This is a genomic window from Nostoc sp. C110, from assembly GCF_043099725.1.
GTDB lineage: Bacteria > Cyanobacteriota > Cyanobacteriia > Cyanobacteriales > Nostocaceae > Nostoc > Nostoc muscorum_A.
The window spans coordinates 5,940,780-5,967,653 of the sequence record NZ_CP171148.1 but is presented as its reverse complement, the minus strand read 5'-3'; the positions used below and the strand labels follow the sequence as shown (position 1 = coordinate 5,967,653).

The following is a 26,874-nucleotide window of genomic DNA, read 5'->3' as shown; positions in this document are numbered from 1 at the left end:
CGCAGGAGCGTCGCGTCACTTTTAATTTTTAATTCCGCCTTGCGGTACTAGTTCCTTGATGCCGGACAACCCTTCCACCGGACTGGCTTACGCTTTCCGTCTAGATGAATTGCCCTAAGAAGAAAATTAGGGTTTAGCTAAAGTTTTGCAATTAAGATAGCACAGTAAAGGCACATAGATGTGCGTAGTGTTACTAGTAGAATGGCTTGGAATTAGAGTGGTTGAAATTCCAACCTCCTGCCTCTTTCTGAACTCAAGACAGTAGGTCTGGGTAATTCTATAGATTAGAATAAGACTTGCTCATGAGGTGTTAATCATCCTCTCAAGTTGAAGCTCGCATCCCGATTATGACTGATCTACCACCCAACGCTCAGAATCCCGAAGAAAATGCTACCAACGATGTAGCACAAGAGTTACTACGAAGACTGAGGCAAAAACAAGGCAACTGGGTGGAATGGGGAACGGCGATCGCCTCGTTGCTAAAAACCGGTTACAACCCCCAAGAAATTTTTGAGGCGACTGGATTTGAGCCAATTCAACAAAATCAGGTAGTTGTTGGTTCTCAAGTTTACAATTCTTTGGAAAACTCTGGAGTATCGGCAGAAACGCGATCGCACTATGCCATACGCGGCAGTGATGTTTTATATGAACTCCGTTTACTCACCCAAGAAGAACGCGCCGCCGCTGCCGAACTGATCTTCTTCCACAATGTTGATGCTGATGAGGCACGGGATATAGCAAAAGCAATTAAAGAATTCTCCTATTACCGCACTTTACCAGAAGGGTTTTCTGCTCATCCTGGAGATGCTGTTGCTCATCAAGTTTGGAAACTGGCACGCCAAAATGCAGATTTACAACAGCGATCGCGCCTGATCGCCAAAGGTTTACGTTTTGCTCACACGCCAGCAGCAAGGCAAAAAATTGAACAACTACTGACTGATTTTACTACCGTTCCCCAGCGTCCAGCGCCAATTTTACCCTTTTACCGCCTGGAATTTGAAGAACAATTACCCCGAATTTTGCCCGTAGTGGGTGAGTTGCCATTATCACGGCAAGATTTGCAAGCTGTGCCGATATTGACAGAGATTGAACCATTTCGTCTGGTTAAGTTTTCTGGAGAGCAAGCTTGGGTTCCATTACCAGGATGGCAAGTGCTATTGGCGGCAGAAGATCCAGTAGTGATTTTAGCGAATAGCGATCGCTTTCCCATCCAAACCCAAAGCCAAGTCGGGCCCGTTGTAGTTGTGATAGATCGTGCCAAACGAGAATGGGATGCCTCTAGCTATTTTGTTGTTGAAAAGGGTGGTGAATTAGATTTTCAGTGGTTTGAAACTGAGCCAGAAATTCCTTTACTAGGACAAATTATTATCATTGTGCGTCCTAAGAAAATTCTGGATGAAGAATTAACTAAGGATTCCTGGCAGATTGATGAATAATTGAAGAAGAATTCAGAATTCAGAATTCAGGAGTCAGAATTCTGAATTCTGTTTCGATAAAATTTCATGTTAATTTTCTAAATCTTTGTTGCTAACAGTTGTGCTGCTCATTTGTTCTCGCAAAATTGCAACTTGAGAAATCATGATTTTTTCTAGTCCCCCAGTTTCCATCGCTCCTATCCAACGAATCATTGATGAGAGAAATAATTCTTTGAGGTAGGCAAAAGAAAAGCCTTCTGTCAATGCAGCCATCTGGCTTACAGCCTGCTCAGATAATCCCATTTCACTGTTTAATTTATCATTCCACAATCTGATGTAGGTTTCTCGTTCTGGAAACACTGGCAGATCAAAATGATATTTCCGATCAAAGCGGCTGGGGCGATCGCTAATTGCTGAATCTAAACGTTCTGGATGATTAGTGGTTGCAATAGTCACAATTCCCTCATTAGAAGCAAAGCCATCAAGTTCATTTAAAAAGAAAGAGCGGTTTTCATCATTTAATAGAGAATCAATATCTTCTAATACCAAAACACACGGAGCAGACTGCCGTGCTTGGTTGAATACTTTACGGATATTGTCGCTATCAGTAGCATACTCAGCCTTAAAGCTTTTAACATATAAGCAAGGCTGTTGCATTTGGTTAATTAATGCTTTAACTGTATGCGTTTTTCCATTTCCTGGTGAGCCAATAAACAAAATGCCACGTTTCCAAGGAACGCTATAATTTGCGTAAGTTTCGCGGGAGGCAAAGAAGTTTATTAGGTCATCTTGAATATCTTGTTTAAGAGTTTTATGCAAAACTAGATTTTCAAAAGTTGAGCTTTGAATAGATTGAAAGAGTTCGGGATTTTTATCCCAGCAACCATCTTCAAAAACTAACAGTTCATCACGAATTTCTGAGTTCCACTCACAAACTGCGGCGAAAAAGTTTTCAGCTACTTCTGAGCTATCTGCCAAAATCCAAGAATAGCGAGTTTTACAATAACCTTCATTCCAACTCATTAAGACGACATCAAGTTTATTTCCTTGCCATGAAACTTGAAATCTGGCATTTTCATTATATTTGTAAATCTCGTTATCCATGCCATTCCAACCAGTAAGTATCTGGTTATGGATATGATTATCATGTTTAATTTTGCAGAAATTTGCCTCAGCGTACTTTTCTAAATTGAAAGAACTATCATTACTTTCTAACAATGCTTTTTTAGGATAAATAGCTGCCAGCTCCTGACTAACATGATAGGAAATAGCATTATTAGATAAGCTAAGACCTTGTGTAATTATTTTTTGAATTTTCATCTTTATTTATTTTTCTGGTTAGTTAGAGCTTAGAAAGATATCAAATTAAGATAATCTAACATTAAGATGGCTGAATTGTGAATTCTTGCTTAAAGAATTATTCTTCCAAATATAAAATTTGATATGTCAGACTCTAAATTTACTACTCCTGTGGCTCAAGAATCACTCCACTCAGAATTGTCTGAGCGATCGCCTGTTCCTAACCTGGGGGAGAAGATTCTCGCAATCCGCAACAGTTTACGCCCTGGACAACAACAAATGGCTGACTGGGGATCTGGCCCTTTGGCTATTTCTGCCGTTCCTGGCGCAGGCAAATCTACGGGGATGGCGGCGGCGGCGGCGATCGCGATCGCGCGTCAATATGAACGTTATGCCCAATCGCGCCCATCCTCGCGTCGTCATTTGGTAGTCGTCACCTTCACTCGCTCTGCTGCTGCCAATATTAAAGCGAAGATCCGCAAATTCTTACGAGATGATTTATCTCTACCCCAGACGGGATTTTTTGTCTATACCCTACATGGTTTAGCGTTAAATATTGCTAGTCGCCATTCGGATTTATCTGGTTTGCAGTTAGAAAATGTCACATTAATTACACCAACTCAAAGTCATCGCTTTATCCGAAGTGCTGTAGAACAATGGATTGTAAATAATCCCGGAATATATTTGCGGTTATTAGAAGGTCATCAATTTGACGGAGAAGAGACAGAAAGGTTGCGTCGTCAATCAGTGCTACGAACAGAAGTATTGCCAGAATTGGCAAATACGGTAATTCATGAAGCAAAAAGTTCGGGGATATCGCCAGAAAAACTGCGGGAGTGGAGTAAACAAACCACAGATGAATATACAATTTTGAGCGTAGCGGCGGGATTGTATGAGCAATATCAAAACTTAATGCGATCGCGTGACTTCATCGATTACGACGATATGATTTTAGCCGCACTGCGCGTTTTAGAAAATGATAGCGCCCGTCGCATTGAGCAAAACCAAGTTTTCGCCGTCTTTGAAGACGAAGCTCAAGATTCTAGTCCCCTACAGACACAACTGTTAGAAATTTTGGCGAGTGATGGGTACAAAGGTGATAAATCCTCAATCCTGACTCCTCACACCTCACTCAATCTAGTCCGAGTCGGCGATCCCAACCAGGCGATTAACTCTACCTTTACCCCAGCCGATCCGATTTATTTCCGACACTTTTGCGAAGAGTGCGATCGCATCGAACGATTGGCAACGATGGATCAAGCAGGTCGCAGTACGAGAATTATCATTGAAGCTGCTAACTTTGCCCTCAAATGGATCAATAATCAATCCTTAGCAAAAACGAATAACGGACAACAGACTCCTGACAACCGACAAGTACCATTTCGCTTGCAGACAATTCGCCCTGTTGAAACAGGCGATCCACAAAAGAACGCCAACCCAGCACCCATAGGACAGGGATTAGAACTTTATACCCCGCGTGACATTCATCACACCGTTGAATTATTATCTCAAAGAGTAATCGAATTATTTGGCGAAGACCCAACACAAAATAGTGCAGCGATTTTAGTACGGGAAAATCGCCAAGGAAGATGGTTATCAGAGGCTCTAGCATCTGTATGCAAAGAGCATAATATTACACTTTATGATGTGGGAGAACGCGATCGCCGTTCCCATGTTCCCCAAGAGATTTTAGCATTGCTGCAATTTTGCGATCGCCCCCACTCCCCGGATTACCTCAAAGCTGCACTAGAAGCATTAGTACAGCGCCAGTTAATTCCTACCCAAGACCTCAACGCCCTTGCTAGTCTACCAGAAGAATTTTTGTATCCAGGCCCTCTAGCAGCACCCCAGGCAGAAACAGTCCAAAAGGCTGCACGCTTATGCCGCAATTTACTTCGCGCCCGCTTGGAATTGCCCCTGTACCAGCTAATTTCCTTTCTCGCCTTGACCTTAAATTACGATCAGGCAGAGTTAGCAACTGCTGACAAACTTGCAGAACGGGTAAACCAGCAGATAGCTGGCAATAGTTCGATGGGGGGAATGCTGTCAGCTTTAAGTGAAATCGTCAGTTCCGAACGGTTTGAACCAGTGGAAACCGAAGATTCGGAAGAACGTTACACTCGGCGCGGTCAACTGACCATTATTACCATGCACAAAGCCAAAGGGCTAGATTGGGACTATGTATTTCTTCCCTTTCTCCACGAAAACTTGATTCCTGGTAGATTTTGGGTTCCTCCCCAAAGCCAGTTTTTAGGTGATTTTACCTTATCAGAAGTAGCTCGCGCCCAAATTCGTGCTGCTCTCCACGGAGAATCTACCATACCAGATGTTACGCAAGCATGGGAACAAGCAAAGCACTTGAAAATATCTGAGGAATACCGTTTACTCTACGTTGCGATGACACGGGCCAAGCGTCTGGTATGGATGTCAGCAGCGCAGAAAGCCCCCTTTACTTGGAGTAAACCAGAGAATTTACAAGAACAAGCGCCTTGCCCGGTATTTCCAGCATTAAAGCGCCAATTTCCTGAATGTGTGGCTAATTTAGCGGTAATGGCTAAATAAGGGTGATCAAAAGTTTTCAGAAATTGCAGGAATTTAAAGGGATTTGCGATCGCAGCATCCCAGAATATCTGTATAAAATAAATTATCTCTTGTGGAATTTGCCATTTGGAAATTGGTGTTATACATTGGTGTTCAGCTTTTAATCGGAAATTTATTTATCAATGAAAACCCAACAAATCAGTTCCACCATAATAGAAAATAGACCCACCAAAACGAAAAAACAGTCTTTTCCTGGCATGAATATTGGTAGCCCTAAAGTACCATTCCGCCAATGCAAGAAAACAGCACAACAGCATGAATTACTTAGTGATTGGGAACACGCGAGTTAATTTAGTGACATAGCCTTATGGCAAATTACAGTTATGATTTTGGCTTCTGTGCAACTCTCGGTATCCGATCGGGCATTAACTGAGAAACCATTGTAAATTAGGGGTGCAACGGATTTTTTCGGTCTATCGCCATAAGCCAACAATCTGAGTATTTCCCTTCATGTAGTTCATGGGCTGGCAATAACTTTAATTTCACAAAACCACATTTTTCATAGCAGCGAATGGCACGAGGATTATCAATGTGCGGGTCTATGACAATTTTATGAGCTTGCAGATGTTCAAAAATATAGGTGATAATTGCTGACAGGATTTTTGTACCAATTCCCTTGTTCCAATAGTCGGTTTCGCCTATGAACAAATCAATTCCGTAGACATAATCAGTTTGTTCAAGATGATACAATTGCCTATCAGTTTGGGATAAGTCATTGAGCGCACAATACTGCAAATAACCAATGGGAATATTTTGATAGTAGAACACACACGGAACAACCGGATCATTTCCCTCGATCATAGGTTTGTATGTTTCTATAATTCTTTCTAAAGGAAAAGGATTATCTCTTCCTTCATAAAATTGCAAAACTTGTGCATCAGTTAACCATTTTGCGATCAGCTCATAATCATAAATTTCATCTTGCATTAGACGAATAGCTATTTCGTCTTGTTGAATTAGCATATCCTATATATATTTTCTAACGAGTATTTAAATAATTATAGTTTGTTCAAAATATCTATTATCTTGCAAAAATTATGAAAAAAAGGGGAGTTCCATGTCTACTTCGTAAGAATAAAATTCCCCTTAAATTTTTGTCTTAGCTCTAACAAAAGATTAAGATGCCGAACTTAAATTTGCTTAATTTCCACCAGACACAAAGGCTTTATTATATATAGCAGTGTCTTTAGGTTTTCTCTGCCATTTCCCATCGTTACCTGGTTAGTATTCATCCTTTACACTATTTCAAGCAACATCACGCGCACCCTCTTCACTAAAACCATTACTTTGAGAAGCATTTAATGCTGCTACAAAAGTCTGCTGTGCGTGTTCAGGCAACTGTTCTCTAATTTCATTGGGCAATTCATTTATTGTTTTATCAGCCATAAACTTATCTCTTTTCAACTTAAGTTATACTAAAAAACTGGCAGTATAATTTCCTCTTTCTAGAAGAATAGGAGTAAATAATCATACTTTTATCTGAGTCAGGCAATTTTAAATCAATGATGCAATGATATTGATACTCATAGCTAAAATGGTGGTATTGAAAAAGAAAGATAATATGCTATGCAACAGAGTCAAGCGTCTCATCTCGCGCGATCTCGTCTCCACATCTGAAACTTGACTTGTCATACCAATTACAAATGAATAATATAAAAATTCCCAATAGTCTGGAGAGTCGTTATTAGGAAAATCTAAACCTGCGGTAATTTCTTCACTATGATTACGATTAATATATTTGTAATAGCTGTGTGCATATTGCACTGCAAACATTGTATGTACTAATAGCCATGAACCGACAATGGTCATAATTGCAAGTATGACATGTAGAATAAGCAGAATTGTTGACAACTCTTTTTTATCAGTTAGTAAAAACCCAATGGCTAAAACACTAGCACAAGCCGCAGCTATCACTAGCATGAATATAGCTAAATGTCCTTCATATTGATTCTCAGCATAACGGCGAATTTTTTCTGGTGTAGCCTCGATCATTTTCCACCAAGTTACGGCTAAGAAAAAGTCAGCACCAAAGTTCCAAGCGCAGAGAATGCGAGTCGGTAAGTGCAGCCAACGTGGAAGTATTACTGAAATTAATACAGCGAGTGCGACAGCAATTATAAGTCTGGGTCGAGGGTCAAAGTTTTTAAATAAGTTAAGTTTCACAAATATTGCGATCGCAGATGTTATCCAATTAGATTTAATTACTTTGTAATCTCTCTTAAAAGGCTACGGTGTAAACACAAGTAAGATCCAGAAAGCCCTCATGTAGAGACGCGATTTATCGCTTCTGAAAGACTGACATGTTAGAAAGACGCGATAAATCGCCGTCTCTACAAAGAATGTACTCCTCAATTATTCCTTGACAAACTACTATTTCCAACTTGTGTATACACCGTATAATACTCAACTAATTACGAATTACGAATTATTTCAACTTGGCTCTAATCGTTTCTATTCGTTGACGATTAACACCCAAATCGCTTTGACCTAAGCGTGAAGCGGAACGAACTTGGATCGCATTGGCATTTCGGTCTAGATAAAACTCTACATCATCCACAAATCCCAGTAAAGCACTTTTAAATTCTGTATATAAATAATCTTGGCTTTCGGTAATGATTTTGGTTCTTGGTAAGGACTGAATAATCTCTTTAAGATTAGCAATCGCTTCTTCTGGAGTAGATGTAAAAGTCAATGGTGCAATTTTGTGGGCTGCATCTGCACTCTGACTGGAAACACAGTTAGGAGAGTTAGGACAGGATGCTAATTTACCGTTGCTAACACCTAAATTATTCGGTCGTTTGCCAGCAAAAACCATAATTACGTCTCCAGGTAAGTAAATAACTATACTCTCACACATTTACTTGAACCACTGTAATGCTTTGCGGCGATCGCATCTTCTGGCAAATGACAGATTCCTTAAAACATCAGTGATGCGTTCGCTCTATGATCCGGTAAGTATCGTCTAGGCGAAGACAGATTATGACGCAAACAATTTCAATCAACGACTCCGGGCGTTTGCAACTCACACCGCTAGAAATCCCATCCCGCCTACTGTTAGGGCCTGGGCCATCCAATGCCCATCCCACAGTTCTCCAAGCGATGAATACCTCACCAGTTGGGCATCTTGACCCAGCTTTTCTCGCCCTCATGGATGAAATTCAGTCATTGCTACGCTACGTATGGCAGACAGAAAACCCACTCACCATTGCAGTCAGTGGTACGGGAACAGCCGCAATGGAAGCAACGATCGCTAATGCTGTAGAACCTGGGGATATAGTTTTGATTGGTGTGGCTGGTTATTTTGGTAATCGCCTTGTAGATATGGCTGGACGTTATGGTGCTGATGTCCGAACCATTACCAAGCCTTGGGGACAAGTCTTCAATCTAGATGAACTCAAAACTGCCCTAGAAACTCATCGTCCGGCTATTTTGGCTCTAGTTCATGCCGAAACCTCAACAGGCGCACGGCAACCATTAGAAGGAGTTGCTGATTTATGCAATGAATTTGGCACTTTGCTGCTGGTGGATACTGTGACAAGTTTAGGTGGCGTTCCGTTATTTTTGGATACCTGGGGAGTTGACTTAGCTTATAGTTGTAGCCAAAAAGGGTTGGGTTGTCCGCCTGGTGCTTCGCCTTTTACGATGAGTGTGCGTGCAGTTGAGAAATTGCAACAGCGCCAAACTAAGGTTGCAAACTGGTATTTGGATATGTTGTTACTGGGTAAGTATTGGGGCGCTGAACGCACCTATCACCACACAGCACCCATTAATTTATATTATGCATTGCGGGAAGCACTACGTCTGCTTGCAGAAGAGGGATTAGCAAACTCGTGGCAGAGGCATCAAAAAAACGTAGAGTATCTCTGGGAAGGGTTAGAGAATTTAGGACTGAGTATGCACGTTGAGCAGGAGTATAGACTACCAACGCTTACCACTGTCCGCATTCCAGCAGGAGTAGACGGGAAAGCGATCGCACGGCAGTTACTCAATGAACATAATATTGAAATTGGCGGTGGTCTTGGCGAACTAGCCGGTCTTGTCTGGCGCGTCGGATTGATGGGCTTTAATAGTCGTAAGGAAAGTGTTGACCAACTTTTAGCAGCACTGCGGCAGGTTTTACCTAAGTAGTTTTCGCTTGAAAATAGTGCGTTAACAGTAGCTTAACGCACTTGATCGGGCACTACAATCATTACCAATTACAAGAAGCAACCAAGTTAGCTACTATCTCAACTAGTTCGTCTGGATCAATTGGTTTAGATACATGAGTGTCAAAGCCACCTTCTAAGGCACGGATACGAGCCTCAGCATCAGCATAAGCTGTTAAAGCAATAGCTGGGACTCGTCCACAATTGTTTGATTTGAGCGCACGGAATTTGCGGATGAAAGTATAGCCATCCTCCCCAGGCAACCCAATATCAGAAATTAAAACATCGGGCTGCAATTCGGATAATACCTTGTGCGCCGCATCCGCTGATATTACTGGTATAACTCTTGCTCCATCCATTTCCAACACAGTAGTGATGAAAAAGCGAGTATCATTATCATCCTCAATTACCAGAATATCTAAACCAGCAAGAGTTCCAGAAGGTTCCATAAATGAAATTTTATCGTAAATTAAGGGTTTAAATCCCCATTTTGAAAATGTCTTTATGGTCTTTCCTACATGCTTGAAAAGTCAGATACCTATCCCTAAAATAATTAATCATTCGTAATTACAAATTACGAATTGTTAACTAACTCCTCACTTGTCTAAAGTCCTTACACTCAGTACTTGGGGTGGTGTCGAATCTGGTGGATAAATCACATCTACCAGTACTATCCGCTTGGTGGAAGGTGGAAGTACAAGCTGTACCAATGGTTCTAACACCTGACCAGTTCTGTGCCATAGATGTACGTAGCGCGTCTTTTGTTGACCTTGGTCATCGAAGTAACGCAGCCGCACCGTACCACGGAAGAAGGGAAAATCTAAGGATGGTTTGCGGAAACGTACACCACCTTGGGATAATTTATCTTCCTTCAAAGGTGTTTCTAAAGTAACGGTAACGGTCTGATTTTGGTTGGTATTGTTGCTTAAAGGTAAGGTGAGTTTATATTCCACCCCATAATTACCATGTGCTTCATAAGCCGTATCTGGATAACGTACTAGCATTTTGGCCGTTTGGATTTGTTGAGTACCCAATCGACCGCTCCGCAATGTGTCTAAAACATAAGAAATAGCTTTGCCACGCTGGGGAATAGTCAGATTTGTGCTTTGAGGATTATCCAGCAACTTTGCTTGCCACTGAGAACCTTGTGATACACCAGCTACACGCCCATAAATTAGTGCGCCACTGGTAACATTTGGAGGAGTCGGAGTTTTATCTCGCGGCCCGGCAAAGTTCCCGTTATCTAGTAAAGCTTGCCATTCTGCAAGAGTCGGTGAGCGTTCTGTATTATCAGAATTTTTCTTAGCAAACATTGCTAAACTTGCCGCATAAACTTGATCACTACTACGCAACCGCATAAAGCTAGAGCGACCATTCACAGGCTTTTCTAGATTTCGTACAGGAATCGGATGATTTAGCAACATCCGGCTTTGTCCTGGTGGAATTATCAGCTTTGCGGGAAAATCAGCTTGTCGAACACCTCGGAGTACATCACCAACAGCGCGATCGCCTGGTCCAGAGTAAGCTTTGCCATCGTTATTTTCTACGTATGTTGGTAAGGTAACAAATGGTGCATCTTGCATCAAGTAACTCGCCGCTTGCAACACATCCACTGTTACAGGTTTTTTACCAGGGTTATGCACAAGTACACCCAGGTATAGCGTTTGTAAATCCTTGGGAGTGTGGGTATAGTGATGGGCAAATAAGTCAAAGCGTCCCTTGAAGGGGAAATTCAGGTGCGCTACTGCAACTTTTTTACCCTTTGTAGGAAAAGTAGAAAGTAAAATACCCTCAGTTTTGATCCATTCTGGGCTATTGCTGTTAAAAACGGGCGTTGTATCCAACTTACCTGGTAAAGCCAGAACTACTCCTGGTTGCACGATTTCTTGGGGCGCTAGCTGAGGTGTTTGAGCGATCGCTGAATTCTTTTTATCTACCGTGCATCCAAAGGTTTGAGTTATAGCAAGTCCTAATAGAAGTGTAAATATAGGTAGTGGTAATTTAGCCAGCATAAATTTGCGCGTCAATCACGCTGTAGTGTCAGATATAACAAGTTATTATTACAAGTTCATAGAACCGAATTTCTGAAAATGCGTAAGTATAGCCCGCACTTCTCTACGAGACGCTGCACAGCAATTCTCATTATGAGAATTGCTGGTTCAGTTAAGCATTTCTTTATTCTCTCAGTGCCCTCTGCGTCTCTGTGGTAGCCTGCGGCAAGCCGCTTTGCGTCTACGTAAAAAAATTGACTAAAATAAAACTGCTGTATCTGGTATTACTCACTAGCTCACTGCGAGAAAAAACCAACAAACAGTAAAGGCAAAAGTATTAGAAGGGACACAATTAATACGAGGGTTGCCGGCTCGATTTTAATCTGGTTCTTTTGTGGATCGCGCATTTGGCTTGCTCTCGAAAAATAAGTATATTAACTCAGCCTAAAGGATGTTTATTCCTTTTTCCAAGCCCAATCAGGTTGAAAAATGTAACTTTTTAGTAACTTTATCGCCCTATCAGCTTATTTCTTCCAAGGTAGTTTAGTTCCCATTTCAGTCAATGCAGAAAAAATGAGATAAAGGACAAGTAACCCAGCACCTGCTAAGAAAGCCAGTAAATCGTTATCCATAAATGCTATGTGCTAAAACTTCGCTAATCATAGCGAAATCTACTAATCTTTAGCATTTTTCTGAGTTTGCAATCTTTGGTCTTGTGGATGCAAACTGTACCAGCCATACCAGTGACGAACTGCTAGCCAAACGGCTGAAAGTAAACCCGCTAGGCTGAGAGTGAGGCCGCTAAATGGTACTAATAATCCAAAAATTGGTAATACTGCTCCAGCAATAGTGCAGATAATAGCAGCCAGAGAAGCACTGCGACTAGCTCCCAATCCCCATGTCAAAAACAGTAAGATGATGGAAATTAAAGTCCAAGCCAACTGAGCATTAATGACGCGAGCCAAATAGGTCAAAACCAATAGACAAGCAAAGAAAATACTACCAGCGATCGCAACATTTTTGAAACTCATTGGTAGTGATAAATATAACAACAAAATCCACCACAAAAATATTGCTGGTGCTAGCAATAAAAGACGCGGAATTACCCCAGTATGACGAATCGGTTCGGTGTTGGTAAACACTCCAAATGGATTTTTGACTGAAACATTCTCATCAAATTTCCAAGTAAATTGTGTACTACGTCCGTCAGATTTAATATCGTCAGGTTCAATACCACTGGCAAAATTAGCCGGAGCAAAGTTAGCAATTGCTATGAGGCGGAAGTTAGATAGGATTTGTCCCCCTGCACTATAAACCCAGCGAGGCCCGCCTCTAGCCTGATAGGTGACTCGAAAGGTAGTTTCTTCTCCTGGTTGCAGCCGGAAGGGAAAACCATAATCTTCTGGATTGATTTGTTGCAATCTTGTCCCGTCACGCTCGATTTTATAGCTAGAAAGAAGTGTGTAGCCGTTGGGTGGCGGTGCTTCAAAGAAAAAATTATTAATGTCCTTGAGTTTGTTAACTACTTTATAATCGGCAGTATAATCTGCCCGATAAATTGAGCTACGCCCTGGAACATCTACGCTTTGGTCAAGCTTGACTTGAATTTGCGAACCAGCCAAGCTCAAGAAGCGGTTAATTTGTCTTGTCTCATTTACCTTGACTATTTTGTTGCCAACTTGAGTGTTATATGAGTATGGCTCTTGAATAGAGTAGCGGACTTGAGGGGCAAGTTGTTCTAGCTTTTCACCTGCAACGCTTTCAGCCACTTGAGCTACCTTTGCTTGTTCCCAATAGTGGTAGCGATTGCTTAAAGTTGAACAGAGAAAAAATCCCGGTACTAAGAGAACTAATACTAGAGTTAAATGCTGTAATCCGCGCAACAGTTGAGAATAGCCAACAGCCCATTCGCCGATGAATATAAGCTGTTCCGGCTGGCTGCGACGGAGGGAAAAACTTATCAGTGCGATCGCAACTCCTAAAGCTACAATCAAAAATACTAATAACAGTGAAGCTTTGAGCGCCTGGGTTCCAAATTGAACAAGCTCAATCGGATGCGTCAAATCGGGTAATCCGGGAATACCTTGAGCAGAAGATGACATTGGCTAAATTTTTGCAGAATTTGGAGAACCAGACCGATAAATTTGCTTAAAAGTTTCTGAATAATAGTTTTATTTAATACGCAGATATTTTCAAGAAGTGCTGCTGAATTGCTCAACGGTAACTGAGAACTTATACAAAAAATCTTTCAAATTATTATTTATCTGTGTTCTCTGTAGCTCTGCGTTAGCCCAATACAAGCCCTGTTGCATATAATTTTTTCTGTTAATCATCCCTAAGTCTAATTATCTCAACATCAAAAACCCGGCCATCATGGCCGGGTTTTTGAGTTGAAACATGGGGCTATATTGCCCAAAGGTTAGTTATATAAGTTCAGTATAAAATCGATGCTCTGATTAGGGATACCGCTTGACTGTTATCGATTTCGGAAAATTAGCTAAAAATTTTTGCGTAGTCTTCCTTTCTCTTCCAAGCAGCAACCGACTGGTAGCGCTAGAGTGTAGGATTGAGAAATATTGATTTTCCGGCTTTTGCTGATGAATAATGGATTTGGTAGCTGGCAAGAATGGTTAACAGTATTCACCTATCTAGGTTTTACAGTCTTTATTATCTGGCGCGTGTTTACCGCCGAGAAGAATTAAAAAAGCTACATATCATTTCACCAGGGTCTTTTTGCTCAAAGGGTAAACGACCTCCACCTTGTTGAACCTTGACTCGTTCCCGGCAATTGTAAACCTCGGTGGGTCTTTTTACTCCATCTACACTAACAGTTGCCCTGTATTCCCAATAGTTTTTAGCACTTCGGTTGATGCTGAGAATGCAAATCTGGTGGTGTTGGCGTAGCCCGTTGTAGAAATCGTAATTGCGGCACACTGATGCAAAAGCTGCATGTGCTACGGACAATTTTAGTATCAATAGCAACATAAATATTCCTACTTTTATCCTGTTCATAAAAAATCATTTAACATTAGGAACTCCGTAAAAATAAAATACCAGCTATAGGAGAGTCCTATAGACAATTTGTATTGAGCAGAAAAGTCTCAAACTTGATGGTGTTCATGTACCATACCCTAAGACCAATTCGTAATATCCTGCAAAAAGCCGGACTTCGTGCGTCTACGACGTAATTGAGAAAGCCAGATTACATCTAGCTGGGTTTCCAGCATTTGTGTCTGTAGTTTTATTTTGAAGAATTGATATAACAATAATTTGCAAAAAAAAGCCAGTCTTAAGGACGATAAAATTGCGATTAAAAACAAATTTTGAGCAATCTCATATTGCACGCTGTTGTGCGGCAGTGCTGCTTTTCGGTCAAGTGTGGCTACATTTTATTCAGGGAAAAACTTACTACCGCAAAATTATGCAACATCTGGTGACTGCTGGGCCCTGTTCTATCTCTCCAGTTCTCCTAGTTAGCGGTTTTGCAGGAATGATTTTTACTATTCAGACGGCAAGAGAATTAGTCCGATTTGGGGCTGAAAATGCTGTGGGAGGTGCTTTTGCCTTAGCTTTTTGTAGAGAATTAGCTCCAATTTTAACCGCTAGTATTATGGCAGGACAAGTGGGTTCTGCTTTTGCAGCAGAAATAGGTGCAATGCGGGTAACTGAGCAGATTGATGCACTTTATATGCTCAAAACTGATCCCATTGATTATCTAGTACTTCCTAGAGTAATTGCTTGTTGTTTGATGGTGCCTTTGATGACGATTTTGGCTTTAGTTACTGGGATTATCGGTGGAGTTTTTGCCGGGTCATACTTTTACAAAATTATTCCCGAAACATTTTTAGAATCAGTCAGAAATTTTTTAGACCCATCAGATTTGTTTATTATTTTGTTAAAAGGGTTTATTTTTGGTTTACTGGTTGCTGTCATCGGCTGTAGTTGGGGTTTAACTACTAAGGGGGGAGCTAAGGAAGTAGGAGAATCGGCAACAAAGGCAGTTGTTACTAGTTGGGTATCCATTTTTATCATGGATTTTTTCCTTTCTCTACTCCTATTTGACCAGCCTGCATTTTGAAGGGGCAAGGGGACAGGGCAGGAAAATTAGTGGTAAAAGAGCTTGTCTATTCGCATAGCGTCTCATAGGGAAGTACAGTTTTCCTCCTGCCTTCATTTATAAATATTTAGGTAATAAACATGAGTTTTGAAGCTTTTATGCAGGCCACCACAGACATCTCTAATTTTTTTGAATATACTTCATAACTTTACGAGAACGTGGGAATATATTAACTCGTAAATTAGCGCACCCAAAGCTAAACCTGCAAATGAAAAGATAGATGCAGTAAAAAAAGCTAGCCCTTCTCTAAGACCTGCTCTTTGGAAATCTATTCTGACTAATATAGTTGCCGAAATGATGAGTAAAGTATCAAGAAATACCCGAAACCAGGCAATCATCAGAAAAAATAAGAAAGCTGCTAAGACAGCAACGCCAAAAGACCTGACGTTTGATTTAAGCAAAATCCTGAGATAATAGGTCATTTTCGGCCAAGGAGTGGTCAACGTCACTATTAAAAGCAAGATTGCAACCACAGTCAGCACCCACACAAACAGAGGAGCGTGTGTTTCAGATATTACCCAGCCCAAGGTACTGTAACTAAGCAGTACTAACGCCAGGGACACCCAAGGAACTCTTTTAAAAATTGACATGGGTTAATATTCCGAGTACAAGGTCAAGGTATTATTCCATTATTAAATTTTATATAGGAATGCGCTTTGATTTTTGTTCGCCCAGCGTGGCGTAGCCATAATTATTTGGCTTAAGAGGCAACAGGAAAAAAGGCTCTTTGAGTTGCATCTAGCTTCGCAAAAATCAAAAATAAGCTTTATAGAAGATAGACTATTACAACTATTGATTAATAGCTAAACAATCATTTTCTGCCCACCAAGCGTAGATTGGCGTGTCGCTATCCGGTAAAGCACCAAAAGTATTAGGTTGCAATACATTTATCCTAATACCATTTGTTAATTCCACAACATAATTAACGTGTGTGCCCAAATACATAACATTAATAAGCCGCCCTTCAAAGCAGTTAGCTGGCAAATTGGGTGGATAAAGCGAAAGCTGTATTTTTTCTGGGCGCACACTCACTACTACCGCTTGTGATAATTGAGATGGTGTATCTTCAGCGCGGTTAATGATAATTGAGAGTCCTGTTTTTGTGGAAATTTTAATACTAGAGGAGTCTACCGCTACGATTTCACCACTAAATAAATTAGTATCGCCAATAAAATCAGCAACAAAAGATGTCTGGGGACGTTCGTAAATTTGGCTGGGAGTGCCAACTTGTTCGATTTTGCCTTGGTTCATGACGGCAATGCGATCGCTCAAAGATAATGCTTCTTCTTGGTCGTGTGTCACCATCACAAAGGTTACTCCTAAGTCTTTGTGTAAATTTGATAACTCAACCTGCATTTCTTTACGTAGTTTTAAATCTAACGCCCCTAAAGGTTCATCTAGTAATACAACCGTGGGACGGTTGACTAAAGCCCTTGCTAAGGCGACTCGCTGCTGTTGACCACCAGAAAGTTGACTGGGAAAGCGCGATCGCAAACTTTCCATTTTCACTAACTTTAAAGCGTCTTGAACTCTAATTTCAATTTCCGATTTGTGGATTTTTTTTAACCGTAGTCCAAAGGCGATGTTATCCCAGACATTCAAGTGATTGAATAGAGCGTAACTTTGAAATACAGTATTGACGGGTCGGCGGTAAGGCGGCACATTAGTCATAGACTGACCCTGAATCAACACTTTGCCAGCATCAGCGATTTCAAAGCCAGCAATTAAGCGTAGTGTTGTTGTTTTGCCACAACCGGAGGGGCCTAAAATACTAAAAAATTCTCCTTGTCTGACATCCAAGTCTATTCCGTGTACTGCTGGTTCTTGGTTAAAAAACTTGAACACGTTACGCAGTTCAACATCAAGTGGCTGAAAAGTTGTTATCCCCCTCTGATTCTGCATGACAATTTGAGCCATAATCCTTAGTAGAATGCCGTGATCTTACGTAACTTTGTCAGTAGTCTATTGGGCAGACTATATTTGACACTTTGGTTTATTGTATCCGCCAAAAACAATTGTTCAAGAATATACTTGCCCGATTTTTTCATACCCAGTCTTGGGCATGAGTTTAGGGTAATTGTATACAGATAATACCGCTCTTAGAATCATTCTTTGTCTTATGTCTTTATTCCCATCAATTGGCAGCAAAAAAGATACACGTACAGTAGGACGTGGTTTCCAATCAATATTTTTAATCGTATTTACCCTCTTAATAACCACTGGGATTGAGGCTCGCTTGGCCTATTTGCAAATTGTTGAAGGCCCAAAACTCCGAGAACGAGCCGAAGCGAACCGTATTCGGATGATTGCTAAACAACCCGAACGAGGTAATATTTTTGACCGCAACGGTAAACTTTTAGCCAGTACTCGCTATCCTAGTTCTGTATATTTGTGGCCGATGGCACATACTAAACCTTCTTGGTCTGTAGTCGGCCCGCGTCTAGCGCAAATTCTCAACATCCCGCAAGATGAGATGGAAAAGAAATTAGAACAAGCAGGTGCTAATTCTTCTTCGCTCATCCGAATTGCTCGCGATCTCAATGAAGCAGAAATCACGGCGCTTAAGGAGTATAAAAATGAACTCCCAGAAGTGGAAATTAATACAGATTCTGTACGTTATTATCCTCATGGGAAGCAATTGGCTCATGTATTAGGCTATACGCGAGAGTTGACCGCAGACCAGTTAAAGGATAAGAAGCAGGAAGGCTACCGACTGGGGGATGTAATCGGTCAGATGGGGGTGGAAAGAGCTTATGAGAAAGTGCTACGAGGCGAATGGGGTGGTCAGCAGGTGGAAGTGGATGGTGCGGGTAGACCAATCCGAGTTGTGGGCGAGAAACAGGCAAAAGCTGGTAACGATTTGCATCTGACCATAGATTTGGATGTGCAACAGGCAGCAGAAAAAGCTTTAGGAAATCAACGAGGTGCGATCGCAGCACTCGATCCAAATAACGGTGCTGTTTTAGCGCTAGTATCTTACCCCACCTTTGACCCGAATATCTTCTCCAAGCAAAAACTCTCCCAGAAAGATTGGGAAAGCGTGCAAGGCAAAGATCATCCCTTGGTTAATCGTGCTTTGAGTGCCTTTCCACCTGCTAGTACTTTTAAAGTTGTCACTACGACAGCCGGATTGGAATCAGGTGAATTTTCTCCTGACTCAATATTACAGACCTTTGGTTCTCTTACCGTTGGTGGCGTGACTTTTGGTGAGTGGAACCACGCCGGATTCGGGCCATTAGGATTTCCACGAGCGATCGCTATGAGTAGTGATACTTTCTTCTATCAAGTTGGTAGAAAAGTTGGTGGCCCAACTTTAATCCAATGGAGCCGCAAATATGGATTTGGTCAAAAAACTGGCATTGAATTTCCCAACGAAGAATCAAAAGGCTTGGTTCCAGATGAAATATGGAAGCAGAAAGTTTTGAAGACACCTTGGACTGTAGGCGACACCATTAATATGTCAATTGGTCAAGGCGCTTTACAAGTAACACCTCTACAATCGGCGATTATGTTTTCTGTCCCTGCTAATGGCGGGTATCGAGTTCAGCCGCATTTGCTCAAAGACAATGAAGAAGCAAAAAGTTGGCGAGAATCGTTAAATATGAAGCCGACAACGATCAAAGTTCTCCGCGATGGACTGCGAAAGGTAGTGAGTGAGGGTACTGGTAAGCGCTTAGACGTGCCGACAATTGCCCCAGCTTCTGGAAAGAGTGGCACTGCTGAAGCTGGTGTTGGTCGCCCAAATCATACTTGGTTTGGTGCTTATGCCCCTAGTAATAAGCCGGAAATTGTGGTTGTGGCTTTTGGTGAAAACTCTGGCGAACACGGCGGTACTATTTGTGGGCCTATGGTTTTACAAGTGCTAGAAGCTTATTTTCAGCACAAGTATCCAGGTAAGTATAAAAAATCTCAGCCTGATCCATCAGAAGCAAAAACTCAGAATTCAGGACATGGCACTGGAGACTAGTACCGCAAGGCGGAATTAAAAATTAAAAGTGACGCTCGCAGACTCGCTCTAAGCGAAGCCATGCCGAAGGCTTTACGCTGCGCTAAAAAAATTAAAAATGAATACAGCCTAAGTGTTTTATCCATTTGGAATGGGTGGTTTATTTCCGCCGACCTGTACTAGTGTGCAAAATTCAGAATTCAAAAAGCCTTTGGGCGATGAGATGGAAGAGAGTAGCTTATGGTATTAATTGAAAACAATTAATCACTGCCTATTAGTTTGCTATTAAATACCTGCTAAGAAATGAGCAGAATTGTTTACAGATAATCTTAATTTTGAAATCTTCTTTGTCTTATGACTATATTTAAACCATCTCCACTTGGCGGACAAAAAAATACACGTACAGTTGGACAGAGTTTCCAGCCGATATTTTTGATTATATTTACTCTATTAATGCTGACGGGAATCAGTGTTCGTTTGGCATATTTGCAAATTACTGAAGGAGCAAGCCACCGAAAACGAGCTGAGTCAAATCGAATTCGGATGATTGCCAAACAACCAGAACGGGGTAATATTTTTGACCGTAATGGCAAACTTTTAGCCAGTACTAGCTATCCTCGCTCTGTATATTTGTGGCCGATGGCACATACCAAGCCTGCATGGTCAGTTGTGGGGGCACGTCTATCTCAAATTCTTGAGATTCCCCAAGAAGAGATGGAGAAGAAATTAGAAGAGGCAGGTGCTAACTCTTCTTCACTTATAAGGATTGCTCGTAACTTGAACGAAGCACAAATTACGGCATTGAAGGAGTATCAAACAGAACTTAAAGATGTAGAAATTCATACAGAAGCCGTTCGCTACTACCCCCACGGCAAGGAATTAGCTCATGTATTAGGCTATACGCGAGAACTGACCGCCGACCAATTAAAAGAAAAGAAGCAGGAGGGCTACAGATTAGGTGATGTGATTGGTCAAATGGGAGTTGAAAAAGCTTATGAAATAAGTCTGCGAGGCGAATGGGGGGGTCAGCAGGTAGAAGTCGATGGTGCAGGTCGACCACTCCGGGTTTTGGGGGAGAAGCAAGCGAAGCCTGGTAAAGATTTGCACTTGACCCTAGATTTAAATATGCAAAAGACAGCAGAAAAAGCTTTAGGCGATCGCGACGGTGCAATTGTCGCACTTGACCCCAAGAACGGTGCTGTTTTAGCAATGGTATCTCATCCCACCTTTGACCCCAATATTTTCTCGAAGCAGAAACTTAGCCAAAAAGATTGGGAAACTGTACAAGGTGCAGATCATCCCTTGGTGAATCGCGCCCTCAGCGCCTTTCCACCTGCGAGTACCTTCAAAATTGTCACTACCACAGCTGGTCTAGAATCCGGTAAATTTTCTCCTAGTACAGTCTTGCAAACCTACGGTTCCTTAAGTTTTGGCGGTACCCGATTTGGTGAATGGAATCACGCCGGATTCGGGCCGTTGGGTTTTGTTGGTGCATTACAGTGGAGTAGTGATACCTTTTTCTATCAAATTGGTCGCGGAGTCGGTGGCCCAACTTTAATAGAATGGACTCGCAAGTATGGATTTGGTAAAAAAACCGGCTTTGAGTTTGCCAATGAAGAGGCAAAAGGTTTAGTGCCAGATGAGACATGGAAACAGAAAGCTTGGAAGATACCTTGGACAGTAGGAGACAGTATTAATATGTCAATTGGTCAAGGTGCTTTACAAACTACACCCCTGCAAGTCGCCATCATGTTTGCCGTGCCAGCGAATGGTGGCTATAGAGTCCAGCCGCATTTGCTTAAAGACAATGAAGAAGCAAAAAGCTGGCGAGAATCTTTAAATATGAAGCCGGCAACCATAAGTGTTCTCCGGCAAGGGCTACGGAAAGTAGTAGCGGAAGGTACTGGTAAGGCTTTGAATCAGCCAACAGTTCCCCCAGTCGCGGGTAAGAGTGGTACTGCCGAAGCCTGGAAGGGACGTGTTAAGCAAAATCACGCTTGGTTTGGTGCTTATGCACCTGCTGAACAGCCAGAATTCGTGATTGTGGCATTTGCAGAACATTCCGGCGGTGGCGGTGGTAGCATTGCTGCGCCAATGATCTTACAAATTATGGAGGAATATTTTCAGCGCAAGTATCCAGGTAAGTATCAGAAACCAGCGCCGAAGAAAGTATAAAATTGGAACTTGTGATTACCGTAATTTTACTTTGTCATCGATATAAAATTTCCCGACCAGTTTGGGTAGGGGCGCAAGTCCTTGGGCCCCTACAAATATACAAATAATTTGGGATAATTTATTTTTTGCAAGTCCATTAGAGCGCAATACGGTTCAGTTAAGGCTAAAACTCTTTGTCAAAGTCAATTTTTTTACGTAGACGCAAAGCGGCTTGCCGCAGGCTACCACAGAGACGCAGAGAAGCCAGTGCGTTGGGCGGGTTCCCCGACTTGTTCGCTGAAAGCGTTCCCGCAGGGTAGCAACTGGCGCGGCACTGAGAGAAAAAAGAAATGCTTATCTGAACTGTATTGCCTTAGAGCGAGTCCACTAACGTCTTGCAATTTTTAATTAATAATTTTTAATTTTTAATTGGAGCGAAGCGACCTGCTCTGCCAATTTTAGATTTTGAATTTTGGATTGAAGGAAAATCTAAAATCTAAAATCTAAAATCGAACAACTCCTATGGCGATATCTTAGCGGGTTTCAAATTTCTGGCTTTGTAAAACATTTCCAAGCTGTTGCGATCGCCAACAAAACGCCAGTGCCAAGGCTCATAACTCACACCTTGAACATTATCTTTAGGAAAAGACATTTCAAAGCTAAAGCGTGCTGCATTTGCTTGCAGCCATTGATAAGCCTTGGTCTTGTCAAAATTGGTTTGGAGATTAGTTGCTGGTACTGATCCATCCCCAACATCCACAGCATAACCTGTGTGATGTTCGCTATGACCAGGAGGAGCGCTGAGGGCAGCCCGTTCTGCTGGCGTTTGATTTCGTTGGGCACCGACACCAAAAAACAATTGTTCCTGGTCTTTAAGTGAGCGAAAGCCAGAAATTGGCACTAAAGTTACACCTGCACTCCGGGCTGTTGCTACCATCTCCTCAAACTTTTGGGCAGCAGATTTTCGCATTCTAATGCCCCTATTTGCGGAGATGGTTACTAGTTCTGACTGAGGGGCTTCTGGGTAAGGAAAATGCCCTAATATAGTATCGCTAGAATTATTAGATGGTGCTGGAGTCGGAGGAGTAGAAGTCGCTGGTAAAGGTTGAGAATCGGCGATTTTTTTGGGTGCAGTGACGAAAAACAAAAAACCGCTAATTAAAGCCAGCAGGATAAATCCCACCACTCCGCCAATCATCATAATTTGGGGCTGCAACCACATTTTGCGTGCTGCAACAGGTGTATCACGTACAGCCACTGGAATATCATCACCAAGGTCATTCGATGAGTTTTGCGGTTTTCCAGAAAACCCTGCCTTATTCAAGGGTAAACTCCTGTTTTTGTGGGATAGCCATAACAGATTTTGCACTGGACAAAAGTAGACGTAACAGGTAGCATTTTACATCTGTGGTTTTTAGGCGCAATCTTGACAAACCTTTTAGAACTATACGTCAAGCTGGGAGGATTAGTCCTGGTAGGTTTTGTTCTGGGACGCAAACTACCTGTAACAGTTCCTACACGTTTGGGACAGTTTCTTTTTTGGGTGGGAGTACCCATAAGCATAGTATCTTTTTTGCGTCAATCCAGCTTGTCAGGGCAAATTTGGATTGCACCTGCGATCGCTTACCTAGCCATTTTACTCGGAGCATTTTTAGCTTGGTTAGCCATTAAAGGACAAGCCTATTTTAGAAATACTGTCCTCCAACCACCAACTCAGGCTAGCTTGATATTAGCCGCAATGTTGGGTAATACAGGTTATCTTGGTTTTCCCATTACCTTAGCAATGGTAGGCAAGGAATACTTCGCTTGGGCATTATTTTACGATTTGTTAGGTTCATTCCCAGGAACTTACGGTTTGGGTGTATTACTAGCAGCGCGTTTTGGCGGTGGTGTTCAGAATCATTGGCAGATTGCCAAGTCTATCTTAATTAATCCTGCACTGTGGGGTTTCGGATTTGGCTTGCTGTTTCGGCAGGTGACAATTCCTACAGTTGCAGAATTCTGGTTAGAAAAATTTGCTTGGAGTAGTGTAGCTTTATCCCTAGTATTAATTGGAATGCGACTGGCGCTACTCAAATCTTGGCGTAGCCTACCACAAGTAGGGATGAGCTTGGGAATCAAAATGCTGCTAGTTCCCTTGATATTGGGGAGTATTCTACCAGTATTTGGAATAACTGGAGCGATCGCAAAGATAATCGTGCTACAAATGGCCATGCCTCCAGCTTTCGCAACATTGGTAATTGCTGAGACATTCAATCTCGATCGCGATCTGGCAGTTACAGCCCTAGCTGCTGGGGCTATAGTATTGTTGCTTACTCTCCCCGTTTGGCTGTGGCTATTTTGATTTTAGATTTATGGAGTGTGACACATATCAGTTAAACTTCTACTGGATGTTGCCCATAATATGGCAAAGCCTCTGACCAATTAGGATACTTGCCCTCTTGCCAATCCAGATTAGCTAATTCTAAAATACTTGTCACCGTCGCTGCTAACCCAGATTTTGCTTGAATTAGCTGATAATTAGTGTTCCAATTCCCTAAAGTTTCCTGCCATGCTTCTGGTGTGAATACTCTATCTGGTAAACACACTTTTAGGTTAGAAACATCTGGCTCAAACTGATAAATAGCAGCAAAAATTTGACCTCGTTGTGCTGGCATTTCCACCGCAATAGTTTTTGGATTTGGACTTTTGCCTGCTTCTGCCCAAGCTACCGCAGCTAAAGTTGAAATTGCAAATATAGGGATATCTAATTGTTGCCCTAAAGTTCGAGCAGTGACAACGCCAATGCGAGTTCCTGTAAAGCCACCAGGGCCTTTTGCAACTGCGATGAAAGACAAATCTGCCCAAGTTTGCGGTTTGATGAAGTCAATTAAATATTCATGGATTAAGCTAGATAAATCACGCCCCAAATTCCAAACTTGTGAGCGATGCTCACCAGCAAAGTTACTAATTGCCAATCCTAATTCGGGAGTAGTGGTGTGTAGTGATAAAGCGTACTTTGTTGCTGTGAAGTGTTTTAGTTCTGTAGTCAAAGTTAATTAAAATATTGATTTTTCTATAGTTAACTTGATGTATCTATTCAAGCACATCATAGTTATGAATTTTCACTTTGTTTTTATCCCCATGAGGGGAAGTAATTGAAAAACTCTACCCTTTTATAATCCTTACTATGACAATTTTTGAAAGGTTCATTTTAGCAGGTATCTAATTTACCTGTCATTCAGCTTAAATTATTGACAATAGGATAAGGGTCTACCGTCTTCAAATTGCTTACAACGCAGGCATTCCGCGGGGTTGAACGAAAGAAAAAGGGTTTTAGCGATCGCTCTACCCCCACGAATAACCTAGGTGTGTAAAGTCAAACTAAATACTTTTACTCTCACTAGGAAACTTGGGATGGAATTGTCAAGATTTTGTTATTAATGGACTGAGGCATAATATAGTATTTTTGACTTCTCAAGTCGGCACTAATTCACCAGGACGCAATTTCGACCACTTACCCGTTTCCCGCTTGAAGCTGAGACAACCAACAACATCCCATTCCATCTCAATCACATCATCGTTTGTCCGAATATTGACATTGATAGAAGGTTCATTCGGATCAAAACTGGGTGTTTCAGTCAAGTGAGGCTGTTGGTGCTGCCCTTCTACGGCATGATAGGTAACACAGCTGTCTACATAGTGGCAGTTCACACAAATACACATAATAGAACCAACTCCAGGGGCCTTTATTGTTAATCTAACTTAAGCCCAACCGTTATTCATGAGTTGCTGGGTTGATTTTTATTACAATGCTTGAATCAATTCCTTCTACCCTAGCTCCCGAAAATTGGCCTTTTAGTTTAGAATTCTTGCCACAACCCGCTTACATGGTAGGTGGCGCTGTGCGAGATGCGCTACTTGGCAGAACTCGTGAATATCTGGATCTAGATTTTGTTATACCATCGAAAGCGGTAAAGGTAGCAAGAGCGATCGCTCATCATTACAAAGCTGGTTTTGTTTTACTAGATGCAGAACGACAAATTGCTCGTGTGGTTTTTCCCCACGCCACAGCCGACTTTGCCCAACAGGAAGGAGATAGTTTAGAGGTTGATTTGCACAGACGAGATTTTACAGTAAATGCGATCGCCTATAATCCCTATACACAAGAAATTATCGATCCTCTACAAGGCTATGTAGACTTACAACAGGGCATTTTGCGAATGATATCACCCGCAAACTTAGAAGATGATCCTTTGCGCTTAATGCGAGGTTATCGCCAAGCCGCCCAATTAGGTTTTACTATTGAGCCAGCTACCCGAATCGCAATTTGTTCTTTAGCATCACATCTGAGCAAAGTTGCAGCCGAACGAGTTCGGGTAGAAATTGGCTATCTACTGGCAAATTCTCAAGGTACTCCTTGGATCGCAAGTGCTTGGGAAGATGGTTTACTTGCTCCTTTCTTCAAAAATGCTACTCGTGAAAGCTTGAGCAAACTAGCCGCAGTTGACGATGCAGCCGCCTTAATCACAGAAAATTGGCAACAATTAGGCGTAAAACTCCAAGAATATGTCCGCGATAGTATCAAAACGACTTGGTTAGGTATTGCCAAACTTGCTTGTCTTGTCAATCCCAATCCAGAATTAGCAGAAATAGAGCTACAACAACTAACTTATAGTCGTGCCGAAATTCGGGGTGTAACCACTGCTCTGAAATTGTTACCGCAGTTTAAAGTAGTTGATATGTCTTTGCGAGAACAATATTTATTATTCCGTGACGCAGATATTGTGTTTCCCACTGCGGTAGTATTGGCTGTGGCACTTGATAATTTGGTAGAGGCGATATCTGGTGACAAGCCACAAGTCGCTACAAGTTTGGAAACCAAAGCAAGGGACTGCCCTGTCTTGACACTTTTAATCAACCGCTACCTTAACCCTGACGATCTGGTTGCTCATCCCTCTCTACTAGTGAGCGGGAAGGAGTTGATCATAGCATTAGATATTCCAGCTTCACCAATCATTGGACAACTTTTGACAGAAATTGCCGTAGCACAAGCTGAGGGGAAAGTCTCAACGCCAACAGAAGCGATCGCTTATGCACGTCAATTACAAGAAAAGGCAGAAGGGAAATAGAAAGAAATGTATCTAGCGTTTTAAAGGGTGCGTTCCTTCTCCCTGCTAAATTGAAGGAATTAGGTGTAGTACTAGCCAGAAAATCGTGATTATTT

General features: G+C 41.8%; 23 protein-coding genes. 9 read left to right on the top strand and 14 right to left on the bottom strand.

Going from position 1 to position 26,874, the window contains the following annotated elements; genetic code table 11:
- Window positions 1–347: 347 nt before the first annotated feature.
- A complete protein-coding gene (locus tag ACFFRD_RS30515; protein WP_392479503.1) occupies window positions 348–1,436 on the top strand; it encodes a RuBisCO accumulation factor 1 in 1,089 nt (362 codons plus the stop codon).
- Window positions 1,437–1,505: 69 nt separating this feature from the next.
- On the opposite strand, the gene ACFFRD_RS30510 is transcribed toward ACFFRD_RS30515, so the two are convergent.
- On the bottom strand, window positions 1,506–2,735 hold the full coding sequence (locus ACFFRD_RS30510; protein ID WP_392479501.1) for an AAA family ATPase: 1,230 nt from the start codon (window positions 2,733–2,735) through the stop codon (window positions 1,506–1,508).
- A 123-nt stretch (window positions 2,736–2,858) separates the two neighbouring features.
- Between ACFFRD_RS30510 and ACFFRD_RS30505 the strand changes: the two genes are divergently transcribed.
- Window positions 2,859–5,276, top strand: coding sequence for an ATP-dependent helicase (locus ACFFRD_RS30505; protein WP_392479500.1), 2,418 nt, complete (start codon window positions 2,859–2,861; stop codon window positions 5,274–5,276).
- A gap of 161 nt (window positions 5,277–5,437) precedes the next feature.
- On the top strand, window positions 5,438–5,605 hold the full coding sequence (locus tag ACFFRD_RS30500; RefSeq protein ID WP_392479498.1) for a hypothetical protein: 168 nt from the start codon (window positions 5,438–5,440) through the stop codon (window positions 5,603–5,605).
- A 97-nt stretch (window positions 5,606–5,702) separates the two neighbouring features.
- Here ACFFRD_RS30500 and ACFFRD_RS30495 read toward each other — a convergent pair whose 3' ends face one another.
- The 4 genes from ACFFRD_RS30495 to ACFFRD_RS30480 all read right to left on the bottom strand — a co-directional run bounded on the left by ACFFRD_RS30495 (window position 5,703) and on the right by ACFFRD_RS30480 (window position 8,130).
- The gene (locus tag ACFFRD_RS30495; RefSeq protein WP_392479497.1) at window positions 5,703–6,278 is read right to left on the bottom strand and encodes a GNAT family N-acetyltransferase; all 576 of its coding nucleotides are present in this window, start codon (window positions 6,276–6,278) and stop codon (window positions 5,703–5,705) included.
- A gap of 282 nt (window positions 6,279–6,560) precedes the next feature.
- Window positions 6,561–6,701 (bottom strand): ChaB family protein, encoded by a 141-nt coding sequence (locus ACFFRD_RS30490; RefSeq protein WP_392479495.1) that lies wholly within the window; start codon window positions 6,699–6,701, stop codon window positions 6,561–6,563.
- A gap of 108 nt (window positions 6,702–6,809) precedes the next feature.
- Complete coding sequence (locus ACFFRD_RS30485; RefSeq protein ID WP_190961964.1) at window positions 6,810–7,478, bottom strand: DUF1345 domain-containing protein; 669 nt, start codon at window positions 7,476–7,478, stop codon at window positions 6,810–6,812.
- A 262-nt stretch (window positions 7,479–7,740) separates the two neighbouring features.
- On the bottom strand, window positions 7,741–8,130 hold the full coding sequence (locus tag ACFFRD_RS30480; RefSeq protein WP_392479493.1) for a DUF1499 domain-containing protein: 390 nt from the start codon (window positions 8,128–8,130) through the stop codon (window positions 7,741–7,743).
- A 164-nt stretch (window positions 8,131–8,294) separates the two neighbouring features.
- Here ACFFRD_RS30480 and ACFFRD_RS30475 point away from each other — a divergent pair, with 164 nt between their 5' ends.
- Window positions 8,295–9,443, top strand: a complete 1,149-nt coding sequence (locus tag ACFFRD_RS30475; protein ID WP_392479491.1) for an alanine--glyoxylate aminotransferase family protein — start codon at window positions 8,295–8,297, stop codon at window positions 9,441–9,443.
- Between the two features lie 61 nt (window positions 9,444–9,504).
- Here the strand turns inward: ACFFRD_RS30475 and ACFFRD_RS30470 are convergent, their stop codons facing one another.
- The 4 genes from ACFFRD_RS30470 to ACFFRD_RS30455 all read right to left on the bottom strand — a co-directional run bounded on the left by ACFFRD_RS30470 (window position 9,505) and on the right by ACFFRD_RS30455 (window position 14,436).
- On the bottom strand, window positions 9,505–9,909 hold the full coding sequence (locus ACFFRD_RS30470) for a response regulator (RefSeq protein WP_114080516.1): 405 nt from the start codon (window positions 9,907–9,909) through the stop codon (window positions 9,505–9,507).
- 147 nt (window positions 9,910–10,056) lie between these two features.
- A complete protein-coding gene (locus ACFFRD_RS30465) occupies window positions 10,057–11,472 on the bottom strand; it encodes a DUF3370 domain-containing protein (RefSeq protein ID WP_392479489.1) in 1,416 nt (471 codons plus the stop codon).
- Between the two features lie 653 nt (window positions 11,473–12,125).
- Window positions 12,126–13,553 (bottom strand): hypothetical protein, encoded by a 1,428-nt coding sequence (locus tag ACFFRD_RS30460; protein ID WP_392479488.1) that lies wholly within the window; start codon window positions 13,551–13,553, stop codon window positions 12,126–12,128.
- 580 nt (window positions 13,554–14,133) lie between these two features.
- Window positions 14,134–14,436, bottom strand: a complete 303-nt coding sequence (locus tag ACFFRD_RS30455; RefSeq protein ID WP_392479487.1) for a hypothetical protein — start codon at window positions 14,434–14,436, stop codon at window positions 14,134–14,136.
- A gap of 319 nt (window positions 14,437–14,755) precedes the next feature.
- On the opposite strand from ACFFRD_RS30455, the gene ACFFRD_RS30450 reads away from it, so the two are divergent.
- Entirely contained in the window at window positions 14,756–15,529 is a 774-nt protein-coding gene (locus tag ACFFRD_RS30450) for an ABC transporter permease (RefSeq protein ID WP_114084941.1), read from the top strand.
- A 179-nt stretch (window positions 15,530–15,708) separates the two neighbouring features.
- Here the strand turns inward: ACFFRD_RS30450 and ACFFRD_RS30445 are convergent, their stop codons facing one another.
- Entirely contained in the window at window positions 15,709–16,158 is a 450-nt protein-coding gene (locus ACFFRD_RS30445) for a hypothetical protein (RefSeq protein WP_114084942.1), read from the bottom strand.
- A 199-nt stretch (window positions 16,159–16,357) separates the two neighbouring features.
- The gene (locus tag ACFFRD_RS30440; RefSeq protein ID WP_114084943.1) at window positions 16,358–17,485 is read right to left on the bottom strand and encodes an ABC transporter ATP-binding protein; all 1,128 of its coding nucleotides are present in this window, start codon (window positions 17,483–17,485) and stop codon (window positions 16,358–16,360) included.
- A gap of 202 nt (window positions 17,486–17,687) precedes the next feature.
- Between ACFFRD_RS30440 and mrdA (ACFFRD_RS30435) the strand changes: the two genes are divergently transcribed.
- Together mrdA (ACFFRD_RS30435) and mrdA (ACFFRD_RS30430) are read left to right on the top strand one after the other, a co-directional pair.
- The gene (gene mrdA, locus ACFFRD_RS30435; RefSeq protein ID WP_392479484.1) at window positions 17,688–19,535 is read left to right on the top strand and encodes a penicillin-binding protein 2; all 1,848 of its coding nucleotides are present in this window, start codon (window positions 17,688–17,690) and stop codon (window positions 19,533–19,535) included.
- A gap of 333 nt (window positions 19,536–19,868) precedes the next feature.
- Window positions 19,869–21,689: a penicillin-binding protein 2 gene (mrdA, locus tag ACFFRD_RS30430; protein WP_392479482.1), complete on the top strand. Its 1,821-nt coding sequence runs from the start codon at window positions 19,869–19,871 to the stop codon at window positions 21,687–21,689.
- A gap of 499 nt (window positions 21,690–22,188) precedes the next feature.
- Here mrdA (ACFFRD_RS30430) and ACFFRD_RS30425 read toward each other — a convergent pair whose 3' ends face one another.
- A complete protein-coding gene (locus tag ACFFRD_RS30425) occupies window positions 22,189–22,992 on the bottom strand; it encodes a D-alanyl-D-alanine carboxypeptidase family protein (RefSeq protein ID WP_392479480.1) in 804 nt (267 codons plus the stop codon).
- A 102-nt stretch (window positions 22,993–23,094) separates the two neighbouring features.
- Here ACFFRD_RS30425 and ACFFRD_RS30420 point away from each other — a divergent pair, with 102 nt between their 5' ends.
- Window positions 23,095–24,012, top strand: a complete 918-nt coding sequence (locus tag ACFFRD_RS30420) for an AEC family transporter (RefSeq protein WP_392483202.1) — start codon at window positions 23,095–23,097, stop codon at window positions 24,010–24,012.
- Window positions 24,013–24,043: 31 nt separating this feature from the next.
- Here ACFFRD_RS30420 and tsaB read toward each other — a convergent pair whose 3' ends face one another.
- Both tsaB and ACFFRD_RS30410 read right to left on the bottom strand, forming a co-directional pair.
- Window positions 24,044–24,700, bottom strand: a complete 657-nt coding sequence (gene tsaB / locus ACFFRD_RS30415; RefSeq protein ID WP_392479478.1) for a tRNA (adenosine(37)-N6)-threonylcarbamoyltransferase complex dimerization subunit type 1 TsaB — start codon at window positions 24,698–24,700, stop codon at window positions 24,044–24,046.
- A gap of 424 nt (window positions 24,701–25,124) precedes the next feature.
- Window positions 25,125–25,373, bottom strand: a complete 249-nt coding sequence (locus ACFFRD_RS30410) for a Ycf34 family protein (RefSeq protein WP_114084947.1) — start codon at window positions 25,371–25,373, stop codon at window positions 25,125–25,127.
- An 86-nt stretch (window positions 25,374–25,459) separates the two neighbouring features.
- Between ACFFRD_RS30410 and ACFFRD_RS30405 the strand changes: the two genes are divergently transcribed.
- A complete protein-coding gene (locus ACFFRD_RS30405) occupies window positions 25,460–26,779 on the top strand; it encodes a CCA tRNA nucleotidyltransferase (RefSeq protein WP_392479476.1) in 1,320 nt (439 codons plus the stop codon).
- Window positions 26,780–26,874 lie beyond the last annotated feature (95 nt).